The sequence below is a fragment of the Leyella stercorea genome (assembly GCF_021531655.1).
The window spans coordinates 1-23,290 of the sequence record NZ_JADYUF010000034.1; the positions used below are offsets into that span (position 1 = coordinate 1).

Below are 23,290 nucleotides of genomic sequence, written 5' to 3' on the forward strand. Positions count from 1 at the left end.
CAAATGTAATATGCACCTATCGGAAATCTGGCATAGCAAGAAAAACGACAGTCGCTTATCCCGAACTCAGGTTTTTACCTGTTTTAGGTCATTGGTAGATGGTGCTAAAGTCAAGAACACACCTCTGTTATTTTGAAAGTCAGTTCCTAAGAATCGCAGGTATCCAAGATGGTCTCCTTGTTTGTCGTAAAACTTTCTGAACCAGTCTATGATTAGTTCGCCTCCCTTACAAGAATAGATGTTCTTGCAGCCAATCGGATTGCCTTTGCTGTCGTAAACATCAGCAATGCAAGATACGAACTCTTCTTTCTCTGCCAGGTGAAATATTTGGAAACCATATGGGAAATGCCCTGTTACATTATCGAATGTGTTTGAAGGAACGATAAACATCCTACTGAGCTTTGCTTGGTATTTAGCTCGAAATCCAGAAAAGTTTGGACCTTGTAGTGCTTTCAGTTTAGAGAACAAGGCAAGTGTGCAATCAGGAATATCATTTGCTATTCTTGCAAAGAATTGTGCGAATATCTCATTGCCTGCTCTTCCAAGTTCTTTCTTGTACTTGTCTTTTGTAGAGGTGTAGGCTAATCCCTTTCGGTTGCTACCCGTTCCTGTAACTGTTCTTGCATTGCTGGCTTCTGCACAAGGTGGATTGATATAAATAATAAGTTTCTTGCGTCTTTCTTCATTTGTTATGATGTCTTTTAGACCAGAAGGTAATTTGTCGAAAGAGTCATTGAGAAAGTCAAATTGAAATACATGACTATCCAAAAGGTTGGCAGTACCGACCTTTTCCATATTAGCAATTCTGTCGTGTATAACATCAACGTCTGCTTGGTCTAATGTGCTTGCCCAAATTTGATATTTGTTAGTAAGGCCAGCAAGAAGGTTCCCTGTGCCAGCACAACAATCCCAAATGTAATATTCATCTTGCCAGTCTTCTCCCAAATCTTTAGCGATGTATTCTTGTGAGAGTTCTACCCAGCATTGAGGTGTGAAGAATGAACCTTTGCGCTCTCTGATGTCTTGCGGAACAAGTAAGTCTCTACGATTAGCAATATATTCCCAGTATTCTTTACGTGGAGGGCGGACGTAGAGATTCCAAAATTGGTTGTGTGCAATTTGGTTGTCGTTGAACTGTGCTTTCTTAGAATCGAAAAGCCCTGCGGAGTCTATCTTACGGTCAAGTTCATAATGATTCTTCTTCAGCAATACATATAGCCTATCTCTAAGGGTTGTGTTTTCCTTAGAGAAGATGTCTGCAAGAAAGAAATCTGCGTCAATAATACCATTTTGTTTAGCTTTTTCCCAATCAAGTGTGATAGACGGTTTGACCTTTTCCACCCATTTTCTGTAGATATAAGTGAAATTATTCTTTGTTATATTGATACCGTTAGTACGCTGCTTCCCCAACTTGAAATTAGAGCGAATGAACTTTCTTAGCTCCTTTTCATCTTTATGTAGGTAGAAGAGCCTAATCTCCTTTTTGAGTTTCTCTTTCAGCAAGTCGGAGAGCATGTGAAACTCTTTGGTGCTATGGTTGGAGGGAGTGACATTCCAGTTGAAGTCATTCTGATAGAATACACTTACAATGTGGTGATATTCGATAAAGGCAATCTTTTCTTCATCGAAGGCTCCAAGATAGCGAGGTGGCAAGTACGATTCGTGTGTATGGGCTTTACCTATGGTAATGATGAGTTGCACGAAAGATGCATAGATATCTTCCGTGTTTCCTGCTTTAGCTTCTGCCCATAAGAAATATTCTTGGTCGGATAGCTCGTCCTCACTTGATCTTTTTGTTGTTACAGCAAAGTCTATGTCGCCCAATATTGGTGTTGCATCATAATCTTGGAAGAATTCTTGGCGAATTTTATTCTTTACTTCCTCTTCACGTATTTTATTTGTTGCCATAATTATTTGTCATTAAGTTATTCAAATAGTTTTCTTAGATCCATGTTCAAGAAAACTTCTGGTGAGACACCTTTCTCGCCTACGATAAATATTGCCGACGGATGGAATAGATTGCGGAAACGCTCTAAGCCCGTGGTATAAGCCTCTCCATTACTTTTTACTTCTATAGCTATGAATTTCTTATTCTTCTTGAGGATGAAGTCAACCTCGTCGTTGCCTTCTCGCCAGTAAAAGACTTCAAAACGATGGGTAAAAGCTTCGCTTAATATGTAGGCTCCTATGGCTGATTCAAAGAATTGTCCCCATTGCTTACTATCAGAAACGGCTTCTTGAAAAGTTAAACCTAATTGAGAACTCAATAAGGCATTGTTGTACACTTGGTATTTAGGAATACTGGCACGTTTGCGGGCTACATCTATAGAGAATTTCTGTAGTCCTGTGACAAGTCCGCTATCGCTCAAAAGATTTAGATAGCCTGCCAATGTAACTGTGTTGCCAGCATCTTGCAATATTCCCAGCATTTTTGTTAGTGAGAGTATCTTACCCGAATAAGCTACGCTCAATTCGAAAGTTTGACGAAGCAGAGCAGGCTTTCCTATTGGAGAATCCATCAAGATGTCTTTGTTTATAGTAGCATCAATAATGGCTCCGCTAACATAGTTCTTCCAACGTTCTTCGTCACCAATAAGCATGGCAGCTCCTGGGTAGCCTCCAAAATAGATGTATTGTTCAATAGTCATTCCAAAGGCTTCTTTCATTTCCGGATAACTCCAATGGCTCATTCTGATTTCCTCATATCGTCCCATGAGAGATTCTGCCAATCCTTTTTCTAATAACACCCTTGATGAGCCTAATAATGCCACTTTGATGTTGATGTGATTTAGACTATCAGCGTCCCATTCTTTCTTTACATATTCACTCCAGTTTTTAAGTTTTTGTATCTCGTCAATAACCAAGATCATTTCTTCAAGTCCTTGTGTGCGCATTTGAATACGCGCATTATTCCAGCAATCGCTAATCCAAGTGGCAGATGTTGAAGGTATGGTGTCGGCAGAATAGAAAAGAAACGGTTTACTTAAATCATCCAATACTTGCTTGATAACGGTAGATTTTCCAATCTGTCGTGGTCCCATGATTACTTGAATGAACATTCTTTGTTCACCTAATCTCTTGATGATGGTATCATATATCTTTCTTTTGTACATGGTCTGTTGCTTATAGATGATAATGTGATATGTATAGTCTTATTATATTTAATTGGGGCTTTTCAAGTTGTTTTACTCAGCATAATGAATAATTTTACTCAGTCGACTGAGTAATTTTACTCAACGGACTGAGTAAAATTCCATCTTTCGATGGCAAATATAGAACTTTTAGCTGAAATAACCGCATCTGGCATGTATATTTTTGATTATTTTACAAAAGTATTCTTTGGAATTACTCATTAAAACCCAAACAAAATCCACTCTCCTAAAAATAAAAATCCAAGCAAACCCTAATGACCGATTCGGATTAAAAGATATAAAGAAAAGAGGCGCTCGTTTTTAACTTCTACTGCTTTAGAAGGTCATTATATTGTGACTATGTCGAAAAAATAGATAATAATAAAGGTTCATCCGGAATATGGAGTGGTTTACATCCAGTAAAAAAAATCGTATCATACCTCCCTTCCACCTTTCCAGTTGATATATGACAATCGTATCATGCAAGTATTCCTTTTTTAGATGCAATCACTACTGTCCCGTTAAAGTGGACAAATCGCTCTTTGAATTAATTGAAATACAGTCTTTTGCATGAGATGTTTATTGTGAAAAAAGGATGCAAATATAAGACATGTAGTAAAAAAGTATTACAAAATAAAAATCGATTATAGAGATTCAAGAAGCCGTTTTTATATGTTTTAGCGGTGTCCGACACCATGTTTTTATTCAATTAGAGCTTCTTTGCACTCCAAAGGGACAACTTTTGGAGGGCAAAGAAGCTCCATTTGCAATGCAACGGAGGCCAAAATGCAATGCAAAAGTAGTCCTTTTGCAATGAAAAGGATTACTTTTGTATTGTGTAAAATTGCACATTTCCGTCGTTAACGCTGTAAGTTGTTGTGTGTAAATAATATATATATTGCACGCTCAAAACTCACGAATTTCGAGCCAAAGATTTCGTTGTGCGTTCAGCTCGCAGTTTTGAGCGGTTAGAAATGCAAATATTGTAACAGGGGCGGTTGCAATTTCATTATTCTTTATACCATTCGAAGAGCTTCTGCACTCCTTCTTCTATTTCCACTTTGTGTGTCCATCCGAGCGAATGCAGTTTGCTTACGTCGATGAGTTTTCGCATGGTGCCGTCGGGCTTGCTGGTGTCAAACTCAATCGTCCCTTCGAAGCCTACGGCTTTGGCTACGAGATGTGAGAGCTGGCGTATGGTAAGTTCCTTGCCCGTACCAACATTGATGTGGCAGTTATATAAGAGCCATCCTGACCGGTAATGCCCGTGATGAGGGCAATGTTCTGTTTGCTCATAAACCAATAATCTTTTATGTTATGTGTTCTTCATACTGCGTATTTTGAGAGCAAAACCCCGAAAAAGTTGCGATTTCCCGTGGAAATCTATCAAAAATCAATAGATATCCACGACTTATCGATATATTTTTCTATCTTTGCATAAGATAGGCAGCACATCGCAAAATTATGGACAAACTGACCAAGGAGCAACGCCATCGTTGTATGGCATCGATACGCGGGAAGGGTACCAAGCCGGAGATTCTGGTGAGGAAGTACCTGTTCTGCCGAGGGTTTCGCTATCGGCTGAACCACCCTCGTCTGCCTGGTCATCCGGATATTGTGCTGCGTAAGTATCGTTCAGTAATCTTTGTAAACGGTTGTTTTTGGCATGGGCACCAGGACTGCAAGTATTATGTGTTGCCAAAGACTAACACAGATTTTTGGAAAGCAAAGATAGAGCGCAATAAGGCTCGTGACTTGGCAGAACAGCAAAGACTTGCTTCAATGGGATGGCATTGCATCACGGTGTGGGAATGTCAGTTGAAGCCGGCTGTAAGAGCAAAGACCTTGGAAGGTTTGGCGTTCACTCTCAACCGTATATATCTTAAAGACCATAGCGTACGACGCTATGAAATACCAGAGGAAGAAAGATCAATGGCAGCAGAACCCAATGTGGAATGAAAAACTATTTCTTTGGATTTTAGCAAAAATACGAGGATTATATGTTTGGATTTTTGATAAAAACTAAAGATTATATGTTTGGATTTTAGCATTTAGGCGGTTAATGTCCCATATTTTTCTTATCTTTGCGCAACCTAAGTAATTTCAACTATCAACATATGGCAACAGTAGACGACAAGAAGATTATCTTTTCAATGGTGGGAGTATCGAAGATTATCCCGCAAAACCGCAAACAGATTTTGAAGGACATCTATTTGTCCTTCTTCTATGGCGCAAAAATCGGAATCATCGGTTTGAATGGTGCTGGTAAGTCAACGCTGATGAAAATCATCGCCGGACTGGAACAGCCAACACAGGGCGAAGTGGTATGGAGCCCTGGCTATACTGTGGGTTATTTGCCGCAGGACCCACCGCTCAACGAAGCGAAGACCGTAAAGGAGAATGTTATGGAGGGAGTGCAGAAGGTGTACGACGCACTTGCCGAGTATGAGGACATAAACGCTAAGTTCGCATTGGAGGAGTATTACTCTGACGCCGACAAGATGGACAAGCTGATGGCACGCCTTTCGGAGGTGCAGGATATTATTGATGCCACTGATGCATGGAACATGGACTCTAAGCTCGACCGTGCTATGGCTGCATTGCGTTGTCCTAAGGGTGACCTTCCCGTTACTAACCTTTCAGGTGGCGAACGCCGCCGTGTGGCACTCTGCCGACTGCTGCTGCAGAAGCCCGACGTATTGCTTCTCGACGAGCCTACCAACCATCTTGATGCCGAAAGCATTGACTGGCTGGAGCAGCATTTGCAGCAATATGAGGGTACAGTGATTGCCGTAACGCACGACCGCTACTTCCTCGACGATGTGAGCGAATGGATATTGGAGCTCGACCGTGGCGAGGGTATTCCATGGCATGGCAACTACTCTTCATGGCTCGACCAGAAGACCAAGCGTATGATGCAGGAGGAGAAGCAGGCTTCAAAGCGTCGCAAGGCTCTGGAGCGTGAGTTGGAGTGGGCACACATGGCTCCTAAGGCACGTCAGGCTAAGGGTAAGGCACGTCTTAACGCTTACGAGAAGATGCTCGGCGAGGAGCAGAAGGAGCGCGAGGAGAAGCTCGAGATTTTCATACCGAACGGTCCGCGATTGGGCAACAAGGTTATCGAGGCACAACATGTGAAGAAGGCTTTTGGCGACAAGGTGCTCTTCAACGACCTCAACTTCATGCTGCCGCCTAACGGTATCGTGGGTGTTATCGGTCCTAACGGTGCCGGTAAGACTACGCTCTTCCGACTCATTATGGGATTGGAGCAGGCCGACGGAGGTACATTCGAGGTAGGAGAGACCGTAAAGCTTGCCTACGTAGACCAGCAGCATAAGGATATTGACCCTGAAAAATCGGTTTACGAAACGGTATCGCAGGGCAATGAGACAATACGCATGGGTGGCAGAGACGTAAACGCTCGCGCCTATATCTCACGCTTCAACTTCTCGGGTACCGACCAGAGCAAGCTCTGCGGCACGCTTTCGGGTGGTGAGCGCAACCGCTTGCAGCTGGCTCTTGCGCTGAAGCAGGAGGGCAACGTGCTGTTGCTCGACGAGCCTACCAACGATATCGACGTGAACACACTGCGTGCACTGGAGGAAGGCTTGGAGAACTTTGCCGGTTGTGCCGTAGTAATCAGCCACGACCGTTGGTTCCTCGACCGTATCTGTACGCACATCCTCGCCTTTGAGGGCAATGGTGAAGTGTTCTACTTCGAGGGCAGCTACTCTGACTACGAGATTAACAAGGCTCGCCGTATGGGCAACGAGGAAATCAAGAAGGGACGCTATCGCAAGCTGATGGAAGACTAATCGGAGAGCTTAGGCGGTATTTCTTAATTAAGCGAATTGTCATAAACCATCTGTGAAATCATTTGCATAGGATTCATTTATAGTTTATGATAATTCGCTTTTTGATATAATCACTTATAACCATAATATAGAAATGAAGCGAACAATTTTTCCGTATGATTTCTCTCCATACTATCCGGTTGGTATACAGCCGTGTCCCATGTATGTGGATGTCGCAAATCGTATTCACGACAGGATAAAGGACATGGATATCAACTTGCCTTATGCAGATAATCTGAAGAAAGAGATAGCCATAAATGCGGCAATCTATTATGAGGATAAGATGTCTGGTATAGGCCTATGGAATGCCTTTGTGCATAAGCACCAGCTTGCTTATAAACGCCCTTTGCCATTCTTTGATGATTTTGAAGTTCTTGATAAGAATGAGGTGAATGCCAAGGAGGTGGAACTGTTGGTATGGATTGTGCTGTCCCGTAACTTTGACGACCGCTTTCTCAATCCTTTAGCAATGAGGGAGAGTGCAGCAAATCACATTATGGAGGTGCTTACCGAGGATGATGATGTGGATGTGAACGATTCTTTGTATGATTTTATATACAATGAAGATGTGGCTAACGACTATTTCAAGTTGAAGCGTGTATTAATATGGCTTCGTCGTTCCTATCTTCTTTGTTCTCCTTTGTCTGATGAACGGTTTGAGGAATATTTGGATTCTTACTTATCGAGGTTTAGTAAGGGTGAAGCAGCGTACTACGCAGAAACTACTTTCTCCATGAGGAGTGAGATCGGCCCAATGGCGGAAATGCCTCATCTGTGGCTGGCAGACATGTATTTAGAGAACAATATGCCCGGTGAGTCAGAAAAACTAACGAACCTGAAATATTGCCAGCAGGATATATTCGAGGTGATAGATGCTGATTCGGAATACGCTGTGCTGAAGAGTTCGGATGATGAGGATTATAAGTTGAAGAACGTTTATCCTGACATTTTCTATAAAGGTTCATATGTTTGTGCGGCGCTTGTGAAGTATGCTGATAATGATTGGGAAAATAATGGCGTTGTGTTCAATTCAAAGAAAGAGATGTATGACAATATGCATGAGCATCAGGCAGAATTGAAGCGGTCTTACGAACGTGTCTACCCTTTATATATGAAACGTACGGAGGGTAAGCGTCTTGCATTCTTGTATGACACGAAACAATTGCAAGAATGGTTGAAGATGGTTGCAGAGGGGATGGACACGACAGCTGTCTGCCGTAATTTGCCAAGTGGTCCGCAGGTGGGCTTTATCTCGGAAAAGGCTGGAATTATTTTTGCGCCCAAAATTGTTCATGCTATAAAATGCAGCTACAACCCTTACTATGGGAAATGTGATGCGCCTACATTGCAAAGAGAAACGATGGATGCTGTGATTAATATAGAAGCCATGCATCCGGAGTTGCTGCATTATCTGCTTGAGAATAATATGCTGCAGGATGGAGATCTGAGTAGTAACTGTCCAAGTGAATTGGGTAAGGAGATATTTACACGTAATATCGATTTTATTGCTCGCCATCATCGCAGACATCTTTATTGGGATCATGATTATTGATGAGTAGTAAGAGGTAATACTTAAATCCAAGTAAAAGGGCTCAAATAATATTGATTTGTTTAAACATAGCAATATTGTTTGAGCCCTTTTTTTTATTGAGTCCAGCGCAAGCAAAAGGTGTATAACAAAAAAAGTCCCGTAAATCTTGCGATTTACAGGACTCTGCTGCGGAGAGAGAGGGATTCGAACCCCCGGTACCTCTCAGTACGCCGGTTTTCAAGACCGGTGCATTCGACCACTCTGCCATCTCTCCATGGGGTGTGTATGGTTGGTCGAGTTGAAATAAGCAATGCTCCGGAATGTTCGGAACTCATAGCTTCACTACATATAGCGGAGAGAGAGGGATTCGAACCCCCGGTACCTCTCAGTACGCCGGTTTTCAAGACCGGTGCATTCGACCACTCTGCCATCTCTCCATGGGGTGTTGGAATCCGGTAGATGTAGTCTTGCTACATGTTGCGACTCATTCAGTCGTATTGCTTATTTGCGGGTGCAAAGGTAATGCTTTTTATTTATTCCACCAATTTTTTTCGCTTGTTTTTTGCGATAACTTCAATATTTTTTCGATTTTCCCGTGTTTCCTTTTCAAAAGGAGTCCTTTTGCTGTTCAAAACGAGTCCTTTTGCATTGTAAAAGGAGTCCTTTTGCAGTCCAAATGTAGTCCTTTTGCAGTCCAAATGTAGTCCTTTTGCAGTCCAAAAGGAGTCCTTTTGAAATAGGAGCGGATTACATTGGGATTTTTGCAGTGTTTTCTGCCGTTTTTAAGCAACCTTTCAGTAACTTTGCACCATGATTTATCCAGATAATTTTGAGAATAAGATACAGTTCAACGAGATTCGCTCGTTGCTGAAGGGCTACTGTCTGAGCCAGCTTGGCAAGGACAAGGTGGACGACATGGCTTTCACCTGCGATGCCGAACGCATAAATACTGCCCTGTCGCAGACCCGCGAGTTCCGCCGTATGCAGGAGGAAGCCGACGACTTCCCGCTTCAGTTCTTTTTTGACATGCGCGCTTCGATAAAGCGTATACGCATTGAGGGTACTCATCTTGAGGAGAACGAGATATTCGACTTGCGTCGTTCGCTTGAGACGATATCGGGTATAGTGAAGTTTCTGAACCGTAGCGACGATGACGGCAACTACGACTATCCTACGCTTCATGCCCTGACCGAGGATGTGCTGACCTTTCCCGACCTCATCCGCCGTATCGACCAGATTCTGGACAAGTATGGCAAGATAAAGGATACGGCTTCGCCGCGTCTCGCCGAAATACGTTCGCAGCTGCGCAAGGCAGAGGGCAGCGTCTCGCGTACATTATATAATATACTGCATGCGGCGCAGAGCGAGGGTCTGGTGGAGAAGGACGTTACGCCTACGCTGCGCGACGGCCGACTGGTTGTGCCCGTGGCTCCTGCCATGAAACGCCGTATAAAGGGTATTGTACACGACGAGTCGTCGACGGGCAAGACGGTATTCATCGAACCTACGGAAGTGGTTGAAGCCAACAACCGCATACGTGAGCTTGAGGCCGATGAGCGTCGCGAGATAATCGTGATACTTACGGAGTTCTCCAAGCTCGTACGACCGCATGTAGACGACATAATATATGCCTATCAGCTGCTGGCTGAGATAGATTTCATACGCGCGCGTGCGGAATTTGCACGTCTCACCAGTGCCATTGAGCCTGATGTCAATGCCTGTCCGGTTGTCGACTGGATTACGGCGCGCCATCCGCTACTGTGGCTTTCGCTGAAGAAGCAGGACAAGCCTATCGTTCCGCTCGACATAATGCTTACGAGCGACCGCCATATACTCATCATCTCGGGTCCGAATGCCGGAGGCAAGTCGGTGTGTCTGAAGACAGTCGGACTGCTACAGTATATGTTGCAGTGCGGACTGTCAATACCCGTGAGCGAGCGTTCGAAGGTGGGCGTGTTCGACGACATAATGATTGACATAGGCGACGAGCAGAGTATCGAGAACGACCTTTCTACTTACTCATCCCACTTGCTCAATATGAAGAACATGATGCGTAGGGCTGGCGAGGCAACGCTGCTGCTTATCGACGAGTTTGGTACGGGTACCGAGCCGCAGATAGGCGGTGCCATGGCCGAGGCTGTGCTCAACCAGTTTGTGAAGAAGCATGCTTGGGGCGTGATAACCACCCACTATCAGAATCTGAAGCATTATGCCGACTCGCACGACGGCATAGCCAATGGTGCCATGCTGTACGACCGCCATGAGATGCGACCGCTGTTTCAGCTGGCAATAGGTCAGCCCGGTTCGTCGTTTGCGATAGAGATTGCACGCAAGACGGGCATACCCGATGAGGTGATACGCGAGGCGAGCGCCATCGTAGGGTCGGACTATATTCAGAGCGACAAGTATCTGCAGGACATAGTGCGCGACAAACGCTACTGGGAAAACAAACGACAGAGTGTGCACCAGCGCGAGAAAGACCTGGAGAAGGCTATCGCTAAATATGAAGAAGAGATAAAGGAACTTGCGCAAAAACGCAAGGACATATTGCGACAGGCAAAGGAGCAGGCGCAGGAACTGCTCAAGGAGAGCAACCGCAATATCGAGAATACCATACGCGAGATACGCGAGTGTCAGGCTGAGAAGGAGGAGACGAAGCGTCTGCGTGAGGAGCTGAACGCCTTCAAGGAGGATGTCAGCGAGATTGACACTAAGTCGGCCGATGACCTCATTGAGAAGAAAATGCGCCAGATAATGGAACGCAAGGAACGTCGCGAAAAGCGTAAGAAGGAGAAGAAGGAGAACGCAGGCAAGCCAACTACTATCGGAACCAAGCTGCCAACGCCATCAGCCAGTGCCGAGCAGCAGACGTTTGCTGCTGGCGACACGGTGCGTATGCGTGGTCTGACAACTGTGGGCACTGTGGAGACAGTGCAGGGCAAGGAGGCAACTGTGGTGTTTGGCGACGTGAGAACGAAGGTGAAGACGTCGCGGCTTGAGCATACCGTCAAGAAGCCCGAGTCGACACAGCCTGCAACGTTTGCCATCAGTCGCGAGACACGACAGACTATCGACTCGCACAAGCTCAACTTCCGTCAGGACCTTGACGTGCGTGGCATGCGTGGCGATGAAGCTCTGAACGCTGTGCAGCACTTTGTCGACGACGCGATACTTGTAGGAATGTCGCGTGTGCGCATTCTGCATGGCAAGGGCAACGGTATTCTGCGTCAGCTCATACGTCAATACTTGCAGTCGGTGCCTAATGTGACAAGCTGTAAGGACGAGCATGTGCAGTTTGGCGGTGCGGGTATTACTGTGGTGGATTTCTAAGGATATAAAAAAGGATGTGTCAAAATGGAAGTTAGAGGAAGTTTGGGCTTTTCCCGTAGTTAACAGAATTTAGCAGACATATGTATAAATGGCTGAAAACAAAGCATTTGTCCGTTAACTTCATCCATCGTAGATGGATTAACTTCTTCTTAAATTCCTATAACTCCCATTTTGACCACACCCTCATGTGATTTTGGTTTGTTTGGGCTATGGCGAAGATGTCATAGCCTCCTATTGGTTCTTATTTTTCAAAATCAACCTTTACATATTCAAATCCCATGGAGCGTAACAGGTTTTCAAACTGGGTCTTTGCATTCTGTCGTGCGGTCTGGTAATTCTGTCGGGTGAGGCAGCGTCGGCGCATCATTGCATCGGCACGGTTGTACATCAGCATTCGGTCCTGATGGCTCCACTTGCCGGTCTCAATAAACGAGCGGGTGCGTGTCTCGTCAATGAAGTCGTTGTCGAGCAGCTTTACGGGTGGCAATGTGGCGCAAAGCGTGTCGCCACGCATGAATATCCAGCCCTCGTGAGCCTGACGGGTGTCTACGCCAAGGCGAAGAGTGCCGTAATATATGCGCACCAGTTCGTCGTCGGAGAAGAATCCGCGGCGTATCGTGTCAACGATTTCCTCGTCGCTGACTTCCAGAAACGACCATTTGCCAATCTGTTCTATTGAGCGTATCTGCGACGGAGTGATGTCAATGCTCTGATCGGTGACAATCTGAAGTGGGGTAGAGGTGTCGACCGTCTTCTTCATGTAGTGGCGTGCCACGACGACGGCGCACACAATAAGTATTGCAACAAATGCAATCTTAACGGCGGTTGACTTCAACCAAAATCCGAAGAACGTCTCTTTGGGGCGTATGGGGCTATTTTCTGACTTTCGCATTTTGCTTGTTTTCAATGGTTGAACGGTCTATTAGCTTCATGATGTCGCGTGGCTTGTAGTCGCGGCTGAACGAGATAGTGATGTTTTCGGGGCTGAATCCCATCTGCTCTATCATCGGTATGAGTACGTTGGCGGCTCCTATGCGGGCGTTCTCCATAATGTCAGTGTTGGCTACATCGGCTATTAGGGCATCGCGTCCTTGTCGTTCGTAGGCCGAGAGTTCCTCGTCGGAGAAGTTACGTCGGGTCAGAGCTACATATTCGCGTATGCCGTTGTGGTCGATACGTGACGATGTCAGCACGATGCGAGGTTCGGGCAGAACAATCTCAATATGTGTAGAGTCGCGGCGTACATTGGCATCTGAGAAACCTGCAAAGTCGATGTAGGCTTTTACGGTAGCATCGACGGGGATGGCTATCTTGCGTTTGCCCAACGGCAGGTTGATGTCGTAGTCGTGGCTGAGTACGCGGCCCTTCATCTTCACTTGGTCGTCGTGGGTTATGACCTTGTGTATTCGATACTCGGTGGTGTACAGACGTGAACATCGCTGTATCTGCATCACCATCAATCGTGTTGTGTCGACACGTGCTGTGGCAATAGTGTCGGCTGTGGTCGTCGGCTTGTCGCTCTTACCGGAGCAAGATGCGAGCAGTGTGAGGGCGACAAGTGTGAGTGTGGTTATTGCTGTTCTCATAGCTTATTGTTTAAAAATGACCGAATTCATTTTGTATTGTCTTCGATTTGCATTAACTTTGTCGTCATTATGAAGACACGGACATTATTCAAGAGTTTATTTATAGTTGCGTGGGCGGCCATGTCGCTTGGCGTGGTTGTAGCGTGCAAGGAAAAACCTCGCACGACAGATATCATTGTGAAGAAACCTGCTCCAAAGCCTAAGAAAGGTGTGCAGAAGATGGATGAATATCGTCAGGTGCGTGACGTGGAGTGGCTCGGCGGAACCTATAAGGTTATGGCTGAGCGCAAGCCAGACACCTCGCTTCCGCAGGCCGTAGACGAGCAGGGCAACCGCTACTACGACAATCGTATAACACTGACCATAAGCCGACCAGACGGTACGGCTTTCTTCAGTCGTACATTCTCAAAGACCGATTTTGCAAAATATGTAGACGGTGACAATGCCGATGGTGCTTTGCTTGGCATTGTATTCGACCGCGCCGACGGTGGCTCGTTGATATTTGCAGCAAGTGTTGGTTCGCCAGATAAGATGAGTGATGAGTATGTGCCGCTTGTGCTTACCATTTCGCGGGGAGGAACTGTGAACATAGCCAAGGACACTCAGCTCGATACGGCCAGCGATGTTGTAGATGAGGCTGACGACGAGGACGGCGTATAATAGCCGTCTATTCGTCGTAGTTGGTTTGGCTGATTGTTTATTCGTCGCCTTCGATATCGTCGTCGATGTCGTCGAAACCGAACATGGCTGGGTCGACAAATGCATCAAGGGCACGTCGCTCCTTCTTGGTGGGGCGGCCAGTGCCACGTGCACGGTCTACAAATCCGCTTATACGACTCATCTCAAGTAGTTCGTACTGCTTGGGGTCGGTCACATTCTCGTACACTTCGGGTATCAGCTTGGCACCTACGCGCTGTTCTATCGTCTTGAGAACACGAAACGAGTAGGTGATAGGCGATTTCTTTACACTCACCACTTCGCCTGCCTTTATCGTGTGACTTGGCTTAACGTTCTGTCCGCCTATCGTCACACGGCTGTTCTTGCAGGCGTCGGCAGCGATAGAGCGCGTCTTGAATATGCGCGCTGCCCATAGCCATTTGTCTATGCGTGCTGTTTCTGACATGTGATTATTGCTGATTGGTTTGCTTTGATTTCTTTCCAAACTTGTTGAACTGGTTCATTGTGATGCTCAGTCCGGCAAGCACGAAACTCTTTATTATCTCTACTGCCATGTCGATTGATGGTTGCAGAGTCTTCATGTCGTCATCGTCGTATCTGCCGAGTACCCAGTCTACCTGCTGTCCTTGCTGGAAGTCGGCACCTATGCCCATACGCAGACGTGCATACTGCTGTCCGATGAGCTGCTGTATGTTGCCCAGTCCGTTGTGGCCACCGTTAGATCCGTTGCCCTTCAGGCGGAAGTCGCCAAGCGGAATGGAGAGGTCGTCGACGATGACAAGCAAACGGCTCTGGTCGATATTCTCCTTCTGAAGCCAGTAGCGCACCGCGTTGCCGCTGAGGTTCATGTATGTTGTAGGTTTCAGTATGAACACCTTGCGTCCCTTAATTGATGTCTCGGCCACAAAACCGTAACGCTTGTCTTCGAACGTTGCGCCAAGTTTGTCGGCCAGCTCGTCTACTACCATAAATCCGGTGTTGTGACGAGTCATCTCATATTCGCGTCCGGGATTGCCAAGACCCACTATCAAGTATTTGTCCACTTCTTTAATGATTAATTGTTAATGATAAATGATTAACTGATGTCTCAATAGAATCGACATGTTGAAACAAAAAAGCGCACTCGTCGTAATGACGCGTGCGCTTTCCTTTTTTCTATTAAATGTGCTAATGTGCTATATTGATTAAGCCTGTGCGTTAGCAGCAGCAGACATAGCGGCACGTGTCATCTTGATAGAGCATACGATGACCTCCTTGCCAGTAGCGATCTCCAGACCCTCGAAGCTCAACTCACCAACCTTGATGCTCTTGCCAATCTTAAGGGCAGTAACGTCGATGTCAAGGTGCTCAGGAATCTGCTGGTAGGGAGCTGTAACCTCAATCTTACGGATAGAGAGGTTCATGCGGCCACCGTCACGTACACCCTGTGCAAGACCTGTGAGCTTAACAGGAATACCGATTGTGATAGGCTTCTGATCGTTAACCTCGAGGAAGTCTACGTGCAGAACTGCGTCTGTTACCGGGTGGAACTGAATCTCCTTGAGGATAGCTGTGTGTGACTCGCCGTCGATGTTGAGGTTGATAACATAGATGTGCGGAGTGTAGATGATCTTGCGGAGCTCTGTCATAGCGATAGCGAATGACTTAGCAACGGGCTTGCCGTCCTGCTCTGCCAAACCATAGAGGTTGCAAGGTACAAGACCTTCCTTGCGCAATGTTTTAGAAGCTTTCTTTCCAAGGGCTTCACGCTTCTGACCTGTAACGTTAATCTCTTTCATAATTGTGTTACTCTAAATTAAGTTTAATAAATAATGTGATTTATGCCTTAATTCGCCATCACACGAGAATTTTTTAATTATTTTCTGTATAGATGTGCTCAAAAAAGCGGTGCAAAGGTACATCTTTTATCTGAAATGAGCAAAGTTTATCCTTAAAATGTATAATTATTACCGTTTTTCTTGGTAGTTCATCCAATTTTGTCTATTTTTGCAAAGCGAAAAACAAACAGAAACATTAGAGATACATTATATATAATATCAAAGAGATGATTAATCGCGAATTAATAAGAATCAAGATAGTCCAGTTAACCTACGCTTACTATCAGAACGGCAACAAACTCATGGACAGCGCAGAGAAGGAACTGTTGTTCAGTCTTTCGAAGGCTTACGATCTGTACAACTACCTCTTGGAGCTTATCGTGGCAGTGACTCAAGAAGAGCGCCGCCGTGTTGAGGTGGCAACCCAACGTGCAGTACGTGAGGGCGGAGAAATGCCGTCGCAAAAATTCGCATACAATAAGTTTGCAGTACAGCTTGAGGAGAATCGTCAGTTGCTCGATTTTGCTGAGACACAAAAGCAGTCGTGGGCTGACAGTCTGGAGTTTGTACGCTCGCTCTGCAACCAGATAGAGCAGAGCCAGGCCTATGCCGACTATATTGCCGACACCGACGACTCGTATGAGACCGACCGTGAGTTGTGGCGCAAGCTTTATCGTCAGCTCATACAGGAGAACGAGACTCTCGACCAGCTGCTTGAGGAGCAGAGCCTTTACTGGAACGATGACAAGGAGGTGGTTGATACATTCGTGCTTAAGACCATCAAGCGTTTTGACCCGAAGAACAAGTCGAAGCAGGACCTTCTGCCCGAATACAAGGACCAGGAAGACAAGGATTTTGCAATGAAGCTGTTCCGTGCCACTATTCTCAATGCCGACCAGTATCAGCGCTATATGAGTGAAACATCGCGCAACTGGGACTTCTCACGTTTGGCATACATGGATGTGGTGATTATGCAGATTGCCATTGCCGAGATGCTCACGTTCCCCAACATACCTATCAGTGTGACCATCAACGAGTATGTAGACCTCGCAAAGTTGTACTCTACACCTAAGTCGGGAGGATACATCAATGGTATGCTCGACTCAATAGCACGCTACCTCGTCTCTACAGGCAAGCTGATGAAGACCATAGAGGACCGTCCGCAGCGTCGTCCGGCTCCGCGTCGTCAGTCAACACCGCGTCTCAATCGTGCTCAACAAGCTCTTGAGGATGGCGAAGTATTGCGCACACGCTATGCTGCACAGCAGGAGGAAGAAGCCAATACCGATGAAGAAGAGTTTTAAGTTTTGAAATTTAATAATACATAATAATATAGACAATGAATACAATCGTACTCGCTGCTCAGGCAGCGCAAGGTGGTGGAATGGGAATGATTATAATGATGGTGGCAATCTTTGCTATCATGTATTTCTTCATGATTCGTCCGCAGCAGAAACAGCAGAAGAAGATTCGTGAGTTCCAGAACGCTATCAAGGAGAACGACAAGGTGCTCCTTGGCGGAAGCATACATGGCACTGTACGCCGTGTAGACTTGGCAGCTGGCACTGTTGAGGTGGAGATTGCACGTGGTGTAGTCATCACTGTAGACAAGACTGGTGTTTTCGCTGATAACGCACAGTCAGTACAGAAGTAATAAAAACATACGGAAGGTTTGCCAGATGAAATATCGTTTGACGCAAATATTCAAGGTTGTCAGGAACTTCTTGTTCAGTTCAGTGAACAAGGAGTTTCTGATTTTTTTGTTCTTTCTCTTCCTGAGCAGCATATTCTGGCTCATGATGGCATTGAACGAAACATATGAACAGGAAATAAAAGTGCCGGTAAGGCTGGTGAATGTGCCCAAGAATGCGGTGCTCACCACCGAAATGGAGGATACCGTGCGTGTCACAGTACGCGACAAGGGATTCACTCTTGCCACATATATGTATGGCGACATGATACAACCGGTGTCAGTCAACTTCTCTGTATATGCCAATCGTCAGACGGGTTATGGATATGTGCCAGCATCCGACTTGCTAAAGATGCTTAGCCAGCGATTCATGGCACAATCGAAAATCATACAGGTGAAACCAGACCGACTCGACTTCTACTTCAACTACGGCGTGTCTAAGCAGTTGCCGGTACGCATGGCTGGCTATGTAGTGCCGGGTAAGTCGTACTATCTGGCACGTACACGCTTCTGGCCCGACCAGATAACGGTGTATGCAAGCAAGCGCGTACTCGACTCATTGCGTTTTGTCAAGACAGTACCTATTAATATAGTCAACTTCGGCGACACTGTCATTCAGACTGTTGCACTTGAGAAGATAAAGGGAGTGAAGATGGTGCCCGACCGTGTGCGCATCGGTCTCTATCCCGACATCATGACCGAGGAGAGCATTGATGTGCCGGTAGGCTCGATAAACATGCCCGAAGGCAAGGTGCTGCGCACATTCCCGTCGCGCGTCAAGGTGAACTTCATAGTTGGAGCAAGCATGTTCCGCAATATCACAGCCGACCAGTTCCAGGTTGTAGTCGACTATAATGAACTGATGGAGCATCCGTCCGACAAGTGCAACATATACCTTAAGGCGAGTCCGCACAGCGTACGCAGCGCCAAACTGTCAATATCCCAAGTGGATTATCTAATCGAACAGCAATGAGAATAGCAATAACAGGAGGCATAGGTTCGGGCAAGAGCTATGTGTGCCATATGCTTGAGCAGCGTGGCATCAAGATATACGACTGTGATGCAGCCGCCAAACGTCTTATGCGAACGTCTGACAGTTTACGGAAGCAACTGAAGGAGCTTGTTGGTGAGAATGTGTATTCAGCCGACGGAGTGCTTCAGAAACGTGTGCTTTCTGAATTTCTGCTTGCAAATGAGGATAATAAACAGGCCCTTAATAATGTTGTGCATCCCGCTGTGGCAGCCGATTATGAAACTTCGGGAATAGAATGGCTTGAGAGTGCCATACTCTTTGAAAGCGGATTCGACCGCCGTGTGCATTTTGACCATATTGTATGTGTTACAGCACCACTCAATGTGCGCATACAGCGAATCATGCAGCGTGACTCAATATCAGCCGAGCGTGCAGCCGAATGGATTGATGCACAGATGCCGCATGAGGAAGTAGAGCATCGTAGCAGCTTCGTCATAACTAATGATGGAGCCTGCGATTTGCAGCAACAGATAGACCGAATGCTGCAACTGTTCAAACTATCCGAATAATAATTGTAATTATTTAATATAAGAATGTATATCGGTGCAATTCCAGTTGCCCGAATAATAATTAATAACTAATAAATTAATAAATAAAGAAAATGGAAACAATTCTTTCAATAGCAGGTAAACCAGGACTTTACAAACTCGTCAATCGTGGCAACCGTAACCTCATCGTTGAGGCTATCGACGCTACTCACCGTCGCATGCCGGCATTCGCTTCCGACCGTGTTACATCGCTTGCCGACATCGCAATGTACACCGATGCTGAGGATATCCCATTGTGGCAGGTACTCAAGAGCCTTGGCGAGAAGGAGCAGTCGAAGGAGTGCTCACTCAACTACAAGAAGTGTTCAGCCGATGAGTTGCACGCTTTCTTTGCTGAGGTTTTGCCTGCATACGATCGTGACCGTGTTCACGATTCAGACATCAAGAAACTCATCCAGTGGTATAACATCCTCGTCAACAACGGCATCACCGATTTTGAGACAGCACTTGCTCCTACTGAAGGTGATAATGTAGACGACCGTCAGGAGGCCGAATAATGATAAAATCCGTAAGACCAAAGAAAAATCTCGGACAGCACTTTCTTACTGATCTTGGCATAGCCAAGGCTATTGCCGACACGGTAGATGTTTGTCCCGACATACCGGTGCTTGAGATAGGTCCCGGCATGGGTGTCATGACGCAGTTTCTTGTCACCAAGCCTCGCCCCGTTAAGGCGGTAGAGATAGACAAGGAGTCGGTGGCATATCTCAACGAGAAGTTTCCGAAACTTCGTGAGAATATCATTGGCCAGGACTTCCTGCGCATGGATCTCAACGAGATTTTCGACGGCAATCAGTTTGTGCTCACCGGAAACTACCCCTACGACATTTCGTCGCAGATATTCTTTAAGATGCTCGATTATAAGGAGCTGATACCTTGCTGTACGGGTATGATACAGCGCGAGGTGGCTCTGCGTATAGCATCGGCTCCAGGCAACAAGGCCTACGGAATATTGTCGGTATTGATTCAGGCATGGTACGACGTGGAGTATCTCTTCACCGTCGACGAGACAGTGTTCAATCCGCCTCCAAAGGTGAAGAGTGCCGTAATACGCATGACACGCAATGAGGTGATGGATCTTGGATGCGACGAGCGTCTGTTCAAGCGTGTGGTGAAGACAGTCTTCAATCAGCGCCGTAAGATGTTGCGCGTATCATTGCGCCAGATATTCGGTGGCTCAGCATCGCCCGAATTCTATGCTCAAGACATCATGACCAAGCGCCCCGAACAACTCTCAGTGCAGCAGTTTGTGGAGCTTACGAATATGGTGGCAGAAGAAGCACAAAAAATCGGAAAGACATTGTAATTTAGAAATTCGAGTTTTAAGATAAAAGGCTTTACATTAGATGTAACGAGAATTAGTTCTCTACAATCTAATGTAAAGCCTTTTTTTGTTTATAGGGAAATAGGAGAGATATATCCTGATAAAAATCTCGAACAGCATGTCCGATTTTTTTGTTTCATACGTTATATCTATGTAAGAGAAATGAAACCAAGCGAATTTAACCATATCATCCTGCCCATGCGCGACGAGCTGTTAGGCTATGCGCTGAGTGTCACAAAGTCAGAGGATAATGCCGAAGACCTTGTGCAGGAGGTGATGTTTCGCCTTTGGGACATGCGTTCAAGGCTCGATTCGGGAGGGCGGCTCAAGTCGCTTGCCATGACAATGATTCACAATCTGTATCTGGACCAGCTACGACACGAGAGCCATACAGCAGCGATGCCCGACCAAGTGGACATAGCTGTGGACGACCGGCGGGCGGAGCTCCGTGACGAGACAAGGTTAATCCGCGACATCGTTGCACAGTTGCCACCTCTGCAACAGCAGATATTTCGTATGAAGGAAATTGAAGGCTATACCGCTGACGAGATAATGCTGATAACGGGATGCACTGCTGATAATCTCAGGCGAAATCTCTCAAGAGCACGGACCAAGATACGCGAGACTTACATTAAAATAATGATGAAAGGAATAGGAACATGATAAAAGACATAATGCCAAAACCGCACGAAACCGACATTCGGATGCTTATCGACAGATATATGTCGGGCGATACGACTAACGAGGAGGAGGCTACGTTGCGCACGTGGTTTCGGCTTGCCGGAGACGACATACCTGAAGAGTGGCGACCGCTGCGAGCCTTGTTCGGTTTTGTGGACGAGGAGCGGGAGACGCCGCACCGCCGCAATACATTGCTGATAGCTTTGCATCGTCCTCGCATTTGGATTTCGTCAGCGGTGGCAGCCGCAGCCATTGCTATAGTGATGCTTGTGCCGTCGATGAACAAAGCTTTCGCCCCGGAACCGCAAAACTATGCTGTCATCGACGGAAAGCTATACACCAATCAAGAAGTTATAAACAAGCAGGTGGATGAAGCACTGCAGACTGTCTCGGCAGAGAACGACGATCCGTTCAGCGCACTCGACCTGATGCAATAACATTTGACAACAATTAAAACCATTTACATTATGCATAAACTATTTGATATCATATGCAAACCTCCGCTGATTGCAGCCAAGATGGGTCTTCTGTTTGTCATGACGTTGTGCGTTATGCTTCCGTGCCACGCACAGGATGGACTTGCCGTTAATGGCATATTCCAGCAGTACGGTCATTCTAAGGGTTGCAAAATGGTGGTGATGCATAACACCAAGCTCCGAGGCTATCAACTGGCCATATACAAGAGCCTTACATATAATAACAAATATGCAGCAAGCATCAACAACATCCTGAAGACCGACCGCCGGGCTGCTAAGAAGATTCGTGAGGTAGTGGACGACGGACGAATAGCAAGTGGCTACTATATGATGGCACCACTGCCGTCAGGCAACAATAGATATATTCTCTTTAGCCATACCGACCGAGGTAAAGGGGCTGTGATATACATCGAAGGCGATTTGTCGCCTGACGACATAATGTCGATATGCTATACTAAGAGATAGCAAGATATATAAATAGAAATATTTGGAAATTTAAAAACCGTATATTATGAATATCAGAACATTGGTAATGGCGGCAACCTTCATGCCAGCCATAGCTTTAGCACAGGTGGCAACCACAGCGCAAGACACAACATACACCCAGAAGTCAGGCACAGTGCCGAACATGTACGACACAACTTTTGTATTCAACAGTCAGAAATTTGCCATATCTCAAAATGGTGAACGTACGAATGTAAGTGTGTATAAGAAGTGTGGCACAGAGATGAAGAAGGTCAGAGAGACCGAGTTTGTCGACGGACAGGAGGTGGAGCAGGTGTATATCACATCGCCCTTTATCCCCAAAAGGACATGCAAGCGTCGCAATCAGGAGTATAGCCATTATCCGTTTTTCTTCTTTGGTGGCAACATGCTCGCAGGCTCGGCATTTGGTGTCAAGTCGGAAGGTAAGGAAATGCGCGACAGCAAGTCGGGTGAATGGGGATTTACGGGTTGTACGTTCGAGTGTCCTATAAGCAGCAGTTCGTGGGCAGTGACGGCTGCAATGTCGTTGGCTTTTGTCAGCCATCACTTTAAGACCGACTACATGCTTACTACCGTTGACGGTATAACAAGCTTTAAGCCTTTCGCTGTTGGAGATGATGAGAATGGTGAGCGTCCGTCGAAAAGCTACCTAAGCTATTGGGCCGTCCGCATTCCGATAATGCTGGAATGGTCCAACCGCATTGGCTCAGAAGATGTCTATGCAGCTTTCGGCCCATCCATAGAGTTTCGTGCCAAGGAGCGTTCACGCTATAAGCTCGGCAAGAGGCATACGCTGACAAGAGATGTCAACATGAATCCTGTAGGCATAAATCTTGAGGCACGTCTTGGATATGGCTTCTTGATGCTTTACGCACGCACATCGCTCACTCCGCTGTTGCATACAAAGTATGCTCCCGAATGGCATCCATTCACCGTTGGAGTAGGACTGAGGTTGTAAGATTTAAACGTAAAGTCCCCGCCACTTGCACAAGTGACGGGGACTTTTTCCAACTATAACATTTATTGTGAGCCACTCTGTTTGAAATAACGGGGTGGCGTTTTTGTTTCCTCGCGTAGTTGCAATAAATTCCTACCGAGAGAGTAAAAATCCAATCATAAAACCCC

At 46.1% G+C, this 23,290-nt stretch carries 22 protein-coding genes, 2 tRNA genes and 1 pseudogene; 15 read left to right on the plus strand and 10 right to left on the minus strand.

Annotated elements, in window-relative coordinates; all coding sequences use genetic code 11:
- Positions 1–66 precede the first annotated feature (66 nt).
- The 3 genes and pseudogenes from I6E49_RS10225 to I6E49_RS10235 all read right to left on the minus strand — a co-directional run.
- The gene (locus I6E49_RS10225) at positions 67–1,908 is read right to left on the minus strand and encodes a hypothetical protein (protein WP_235402141.1); all 1,842 of its coding nucleotides are present in this window, start codon (positions 1,906–1,908) and stop codon (positions 67–69) included.
- A 17-nt stretch (positions 1,909–1,925) separates the two neighbouring features.
- Positions 1,926–3,113 carry an ATP-binding protein gene (locus I6E49_RS10230; protein ID WP_235402142.1) on the minus strand — a complete coding sequence of 396 codons (1,188 nt, stop codon included), beginning with the start codon at positions 3,111–3,113 and terminating at the stop codon, positions 1,926–1,928.
- 1,027 nt (positions 3,114–4,140) lie between these two features.
- A pseudogene (locus tag I6E49_RS10235) lies at positions 4,141–4,416 on the minus strand (GDP-L-fucose synthase); the annotation flags it as partial.
- Positions 4,417–4,595: 179 nt separating this feature from the next.
- Between I6E49_RS10235 and I6E49_RS10240 the strand changes: the two are divergent.
- The 3 genes from I6E49_RS10240 (at position 4,596) to I6E49_RS10250 (ending at position 8,537) form a co-directional block, all read left to right on the plus strand.
- Positions 4,596–5,090, plus strand: a complete 495-nt coding sequence (locus I6E49_RS10240) for a very short patch repair endonuclease (RefSeq protein WP_235402143.1) — start codon at positions 4,596–4,598, stop codon at positions 5,088–5,090.
- A gap of 158 nt (positions 5,091–5,248) precedes the next feature.
- Positions 5,249–6,946: an energy-dependent translational throttle protein EttA gene (ettA, locus tag I6E49_RS10245; RefSeq protein WP_235402145.1), complete on the plus strand. Its 1,698-nt coding sequence runs from the start codon at positions 5,249–5,251 to the stop codon at positions 6,944–6,946.
- 133 nt (positions 6,947–7,079) lie between these two features.
- Positions 7,080–8,537, plus strand: coding sequence for a DUF3843 family protein (locus tag I6E49_RS10250; RefSeq protein WP_235402146.1), 1,458 nt, complete (start codon positions 7,080–7,082; stop codon positions 8,535–8,537).
- Between the two features lie 168 nt (positions 8,538–8,705).
- Here the strand turns inward: I6E49_RS10250 and I6E49_RS10255 are convergent.
- Together I6E49_RS10255 and I6E49_RS10260 are read right to left on the minus strand one after the other, a co-directional pair.
- Positions 8,706–8,790 (minus strand) — tRNA-Ser (locus I6E49_RS10255).
- Positions 8,791–8,868: 78 nt separating this feature from the next.
- Positions 8,869–8,953 (minus strand) — tRNA-Ser (locus I6E49_RS10260).
- Between the two features lie 373 nt (positions 8,954–9,326).
- Between I6E49_RS10260 and I6E49_RS10265 the strand changes: the two genes are divergently transcribed.
- Complete coding sequence (locus I6E49_RS10265) at positions 9,327–11,846, plus strand: endonuclease MutS2 (protein ID WP_235402148.1); 2,520 nt, start codon at positions 9,327–9,329, stop codon at positions 11,844–11,846.
- A gap of 241 nt (positions 11,847–12,087) precedes the next feature.
- On the opposite strand, the gene I6E49_RS10270 is transcribed toward I6E49_RS10265, so the two are convergent.
- Together I6E49_RS10270 and I6E49_RS10275 are read right to left on the minus strand one after the other, a co-directional pair.
- The gene (locus I6E49_RS10270; protein ID WP_235402149.1) at positions 12,088–12,738 is read right to left on the minus strand and encodes a DUF4230 domain-containing protein; all 651 of its coding nucleotides are present in this window, start codon (positions 12,736–12,738) and stop codon (positions 12,088–12,090) included.
- Positions 12,719–13,432 carry a DUF4230 domain-containing protein gene (locus I6E49_RS10275; RefSeq protein ID WP_235402150.1) on the minus strand — a complete coding sequence of 238 codons (714 nt, stop codon included), beginning with the start codon at positions 13,430–13,432 and terminating at the stop codon, positions 12,719–12,721. The genes I6E49_RS10270 and I6E49_RS10275 overlap by 20 nt, the downstream gene beginning before the upstream one ends.
- 69 nt (positions 13,433–13,501) lie before the next feature.
- Between I6E49_RS10275 and I6E49_RS10280 the strand changes: the two genes are divergently transcribed.
- The gene (locus I6E49_RS10280) at positions 13,502–14,092 is read left to right on the plus strand and encodes a DUF4738 domain-containing protein (RefSeq protein ID WP_235402151.1); all 591 of its coding nucleotides are present in this window, start codon (positions 13,502–13,504) and stop codon (positions 14,090–14,092) included.
- Positions 14,093–14,129: 37 nt separating this feature from the next.
- Here I6E49_RS10280 and I6E49_RS10285 read toward each other — a convergent pair whose 3' ends face one another.
- The 3 genes from I6E49_RS10285 to I6E49_RS10295 form a co-directional block, all read right to left on the minus strand.
- Positions 14,130–14,555 carry an RNA-binding S4 domain-containing protein gene (locus I6E49_RS10285; protein ID WP_235392880.1) on the minus strand — a complete coding sequence of 142 codons (426 nt, stop codon included), beginning with the start codon at positions 14,553–14,555 and terminating at the stop codon, positions 14,130–14,132.
- A gap of 4 nt (positions 14,556–14,559) precedes the next feature.
- Positions 14,560–15,153, minus strand: coding sequence for an aminoacyl-tRNA hydrolase (gene pth, locus I6E49_RS10290; RefSeq protein WP_235402152.1), 594 nt, complete (start codon positions 15,151–15,153; stop codon positions 14,560–14,562).
- A gap of 141 nt (positions 15,154–15,294) precedes the next feature.
- Positions 15,295–15,888 (minus strand): 50S ribosomal protein L25/general stress protein Ctc, encoded by a 594-nt coding sequence (locus tag I6E49_RS10295; RefSeq protein ID WP_235402153.1) that lies wholly within the window; start codon positions 15,886–15,888, stop codon positions 15,295–15,297.
- 266 nt (positions 15,889–16,154) lie between these two features.
- Here I6E49_RS10295 and nusB point away from each other — a divergent pair, with 266 nt between their 5' ends.
- The 10 genes from nusB (at position 16,155) to I6E49_RS10345 (ending at position 23,123) form a co-directional block, all read left to right on the plus strand.
- Entirely contained in the window at positions 16,155–17,231 is a 1,077-nt protein-coding gene (gene nusB, locus I6E49_RS10300; protein WP_235402154.1) for a transcription antitermination factor NusB, read from the plus strand.
- A gap of 35 nt (positions 17,232–17,266) precedes the next feature.
- Positions 17,267–17,581, plus strand: coding sequence for a preprotein translocase subunit YajC (gene yajC, locus I6E49_RS10305; RefSeq protein WP_235402156.1), 315 nt, complete (start codon positions 17,267–17,269; stop codon positions 17,579–17,581).
- 25 nt (positions 17,582–17,606) lie between these two features.
- On the plus strand, positions 17,607–18,590 hold the full coding sequence (locus I6E49_RS10310; protein WP_235402157.1) for a CdaR family protein: 984 nt from the start codon (positions 17,607–17,609) through the stop codon (positions 18,588–18,590).
- Entirely contained in the window at positions 18,587–19,159 is a 573-nt protein-coding gene (gene coaE, locus I6E49_RS10315; RefSeq protein ID WP_235402160.1) for a dephospho-CoA kinase, read from the plus strand. The genes I6E49_RS10310 and coaE overlap by 4 nt, the downstream gene beginning before the upstream one ends.
- Before the next feature lie 92 nt (positions 19,160–19,251).
- The gene (locus tag I6E49_RS10320) at positions 19,252–19,695 is read left to right on the plus strand and encodes a DUF5606 family protein (protein ID WP_235402162.1); all 444 of its coding nucleotides are present in this window, start codon (positions 19,252–19,254) and stop codon (positions 19,693–19,695) included.
- Positions 19,696–19,697: 2 nt separating this feature from the next.
- Positions 19,698–20,504: a 16S rRNA (adenine(1518)-N(6)/adenine(1519)-N(6))-dimethyltransferase RsmA gene (gene rsmA, locus I6E49_RS10325; RefSeq protein ID WP_235402187.1), complete on the plus strand. Its 807-nt coding sequence runs from the start codon at positions 19,698–19,700 to the stop codon at positions 20,502–20,504.
- A 180-nt stretch (positions 20,505–20,684) separates the two neighbouring features.
- Positions 20,685–21,185 (plus strand): RNA polymerase sigma factor, encoded by a 501-nt coding sequence (locus I6E49_RS10330; protein ID WP_235402164.1) that lies wholly within the window; start codon positions 20,685–20,687, stop codon positions 21,183–21,185.
- A complete protein-coding gene (locus tag I6E49_RS10335; RefSeq protein WP_235402166.1) occupies positions 21,182–21,640 on the plus strand; it encodes a hypothetical protein in 459 nt (152 codons plus the stop codon). Before I6E49_RS10330 ends, I6E49_RS10335 begins: the two co-directional genes overlap by 4 nt.
- Before the next feature lie 30 nt (positions 21,641–21,670).
- Positions 21,671–22,144: a DUF6108 family protein gene (locus tag I6E49_RS10340; protein WP_235402168.1), complete on the plus strand. Its 474-nt coding sequence runs from the start codon at positions 21,671–21,673 to the stop codon at positions 22,142–22,144.
- 46 nt (positions 22,145–22,190) lie between these two features.
- Positions 22,191–23,123, plus strand: coding sequence for a hypothetical protein (locus tag I6E49_RS10345; RefSeq protein WP_235402169.1), 933 nt, complete (start codon positions 22,191–22,193; stop codon positions 23,121–23,123).
- Positions 23,124–23,290 lie beyond the last annotated feature (167 nt).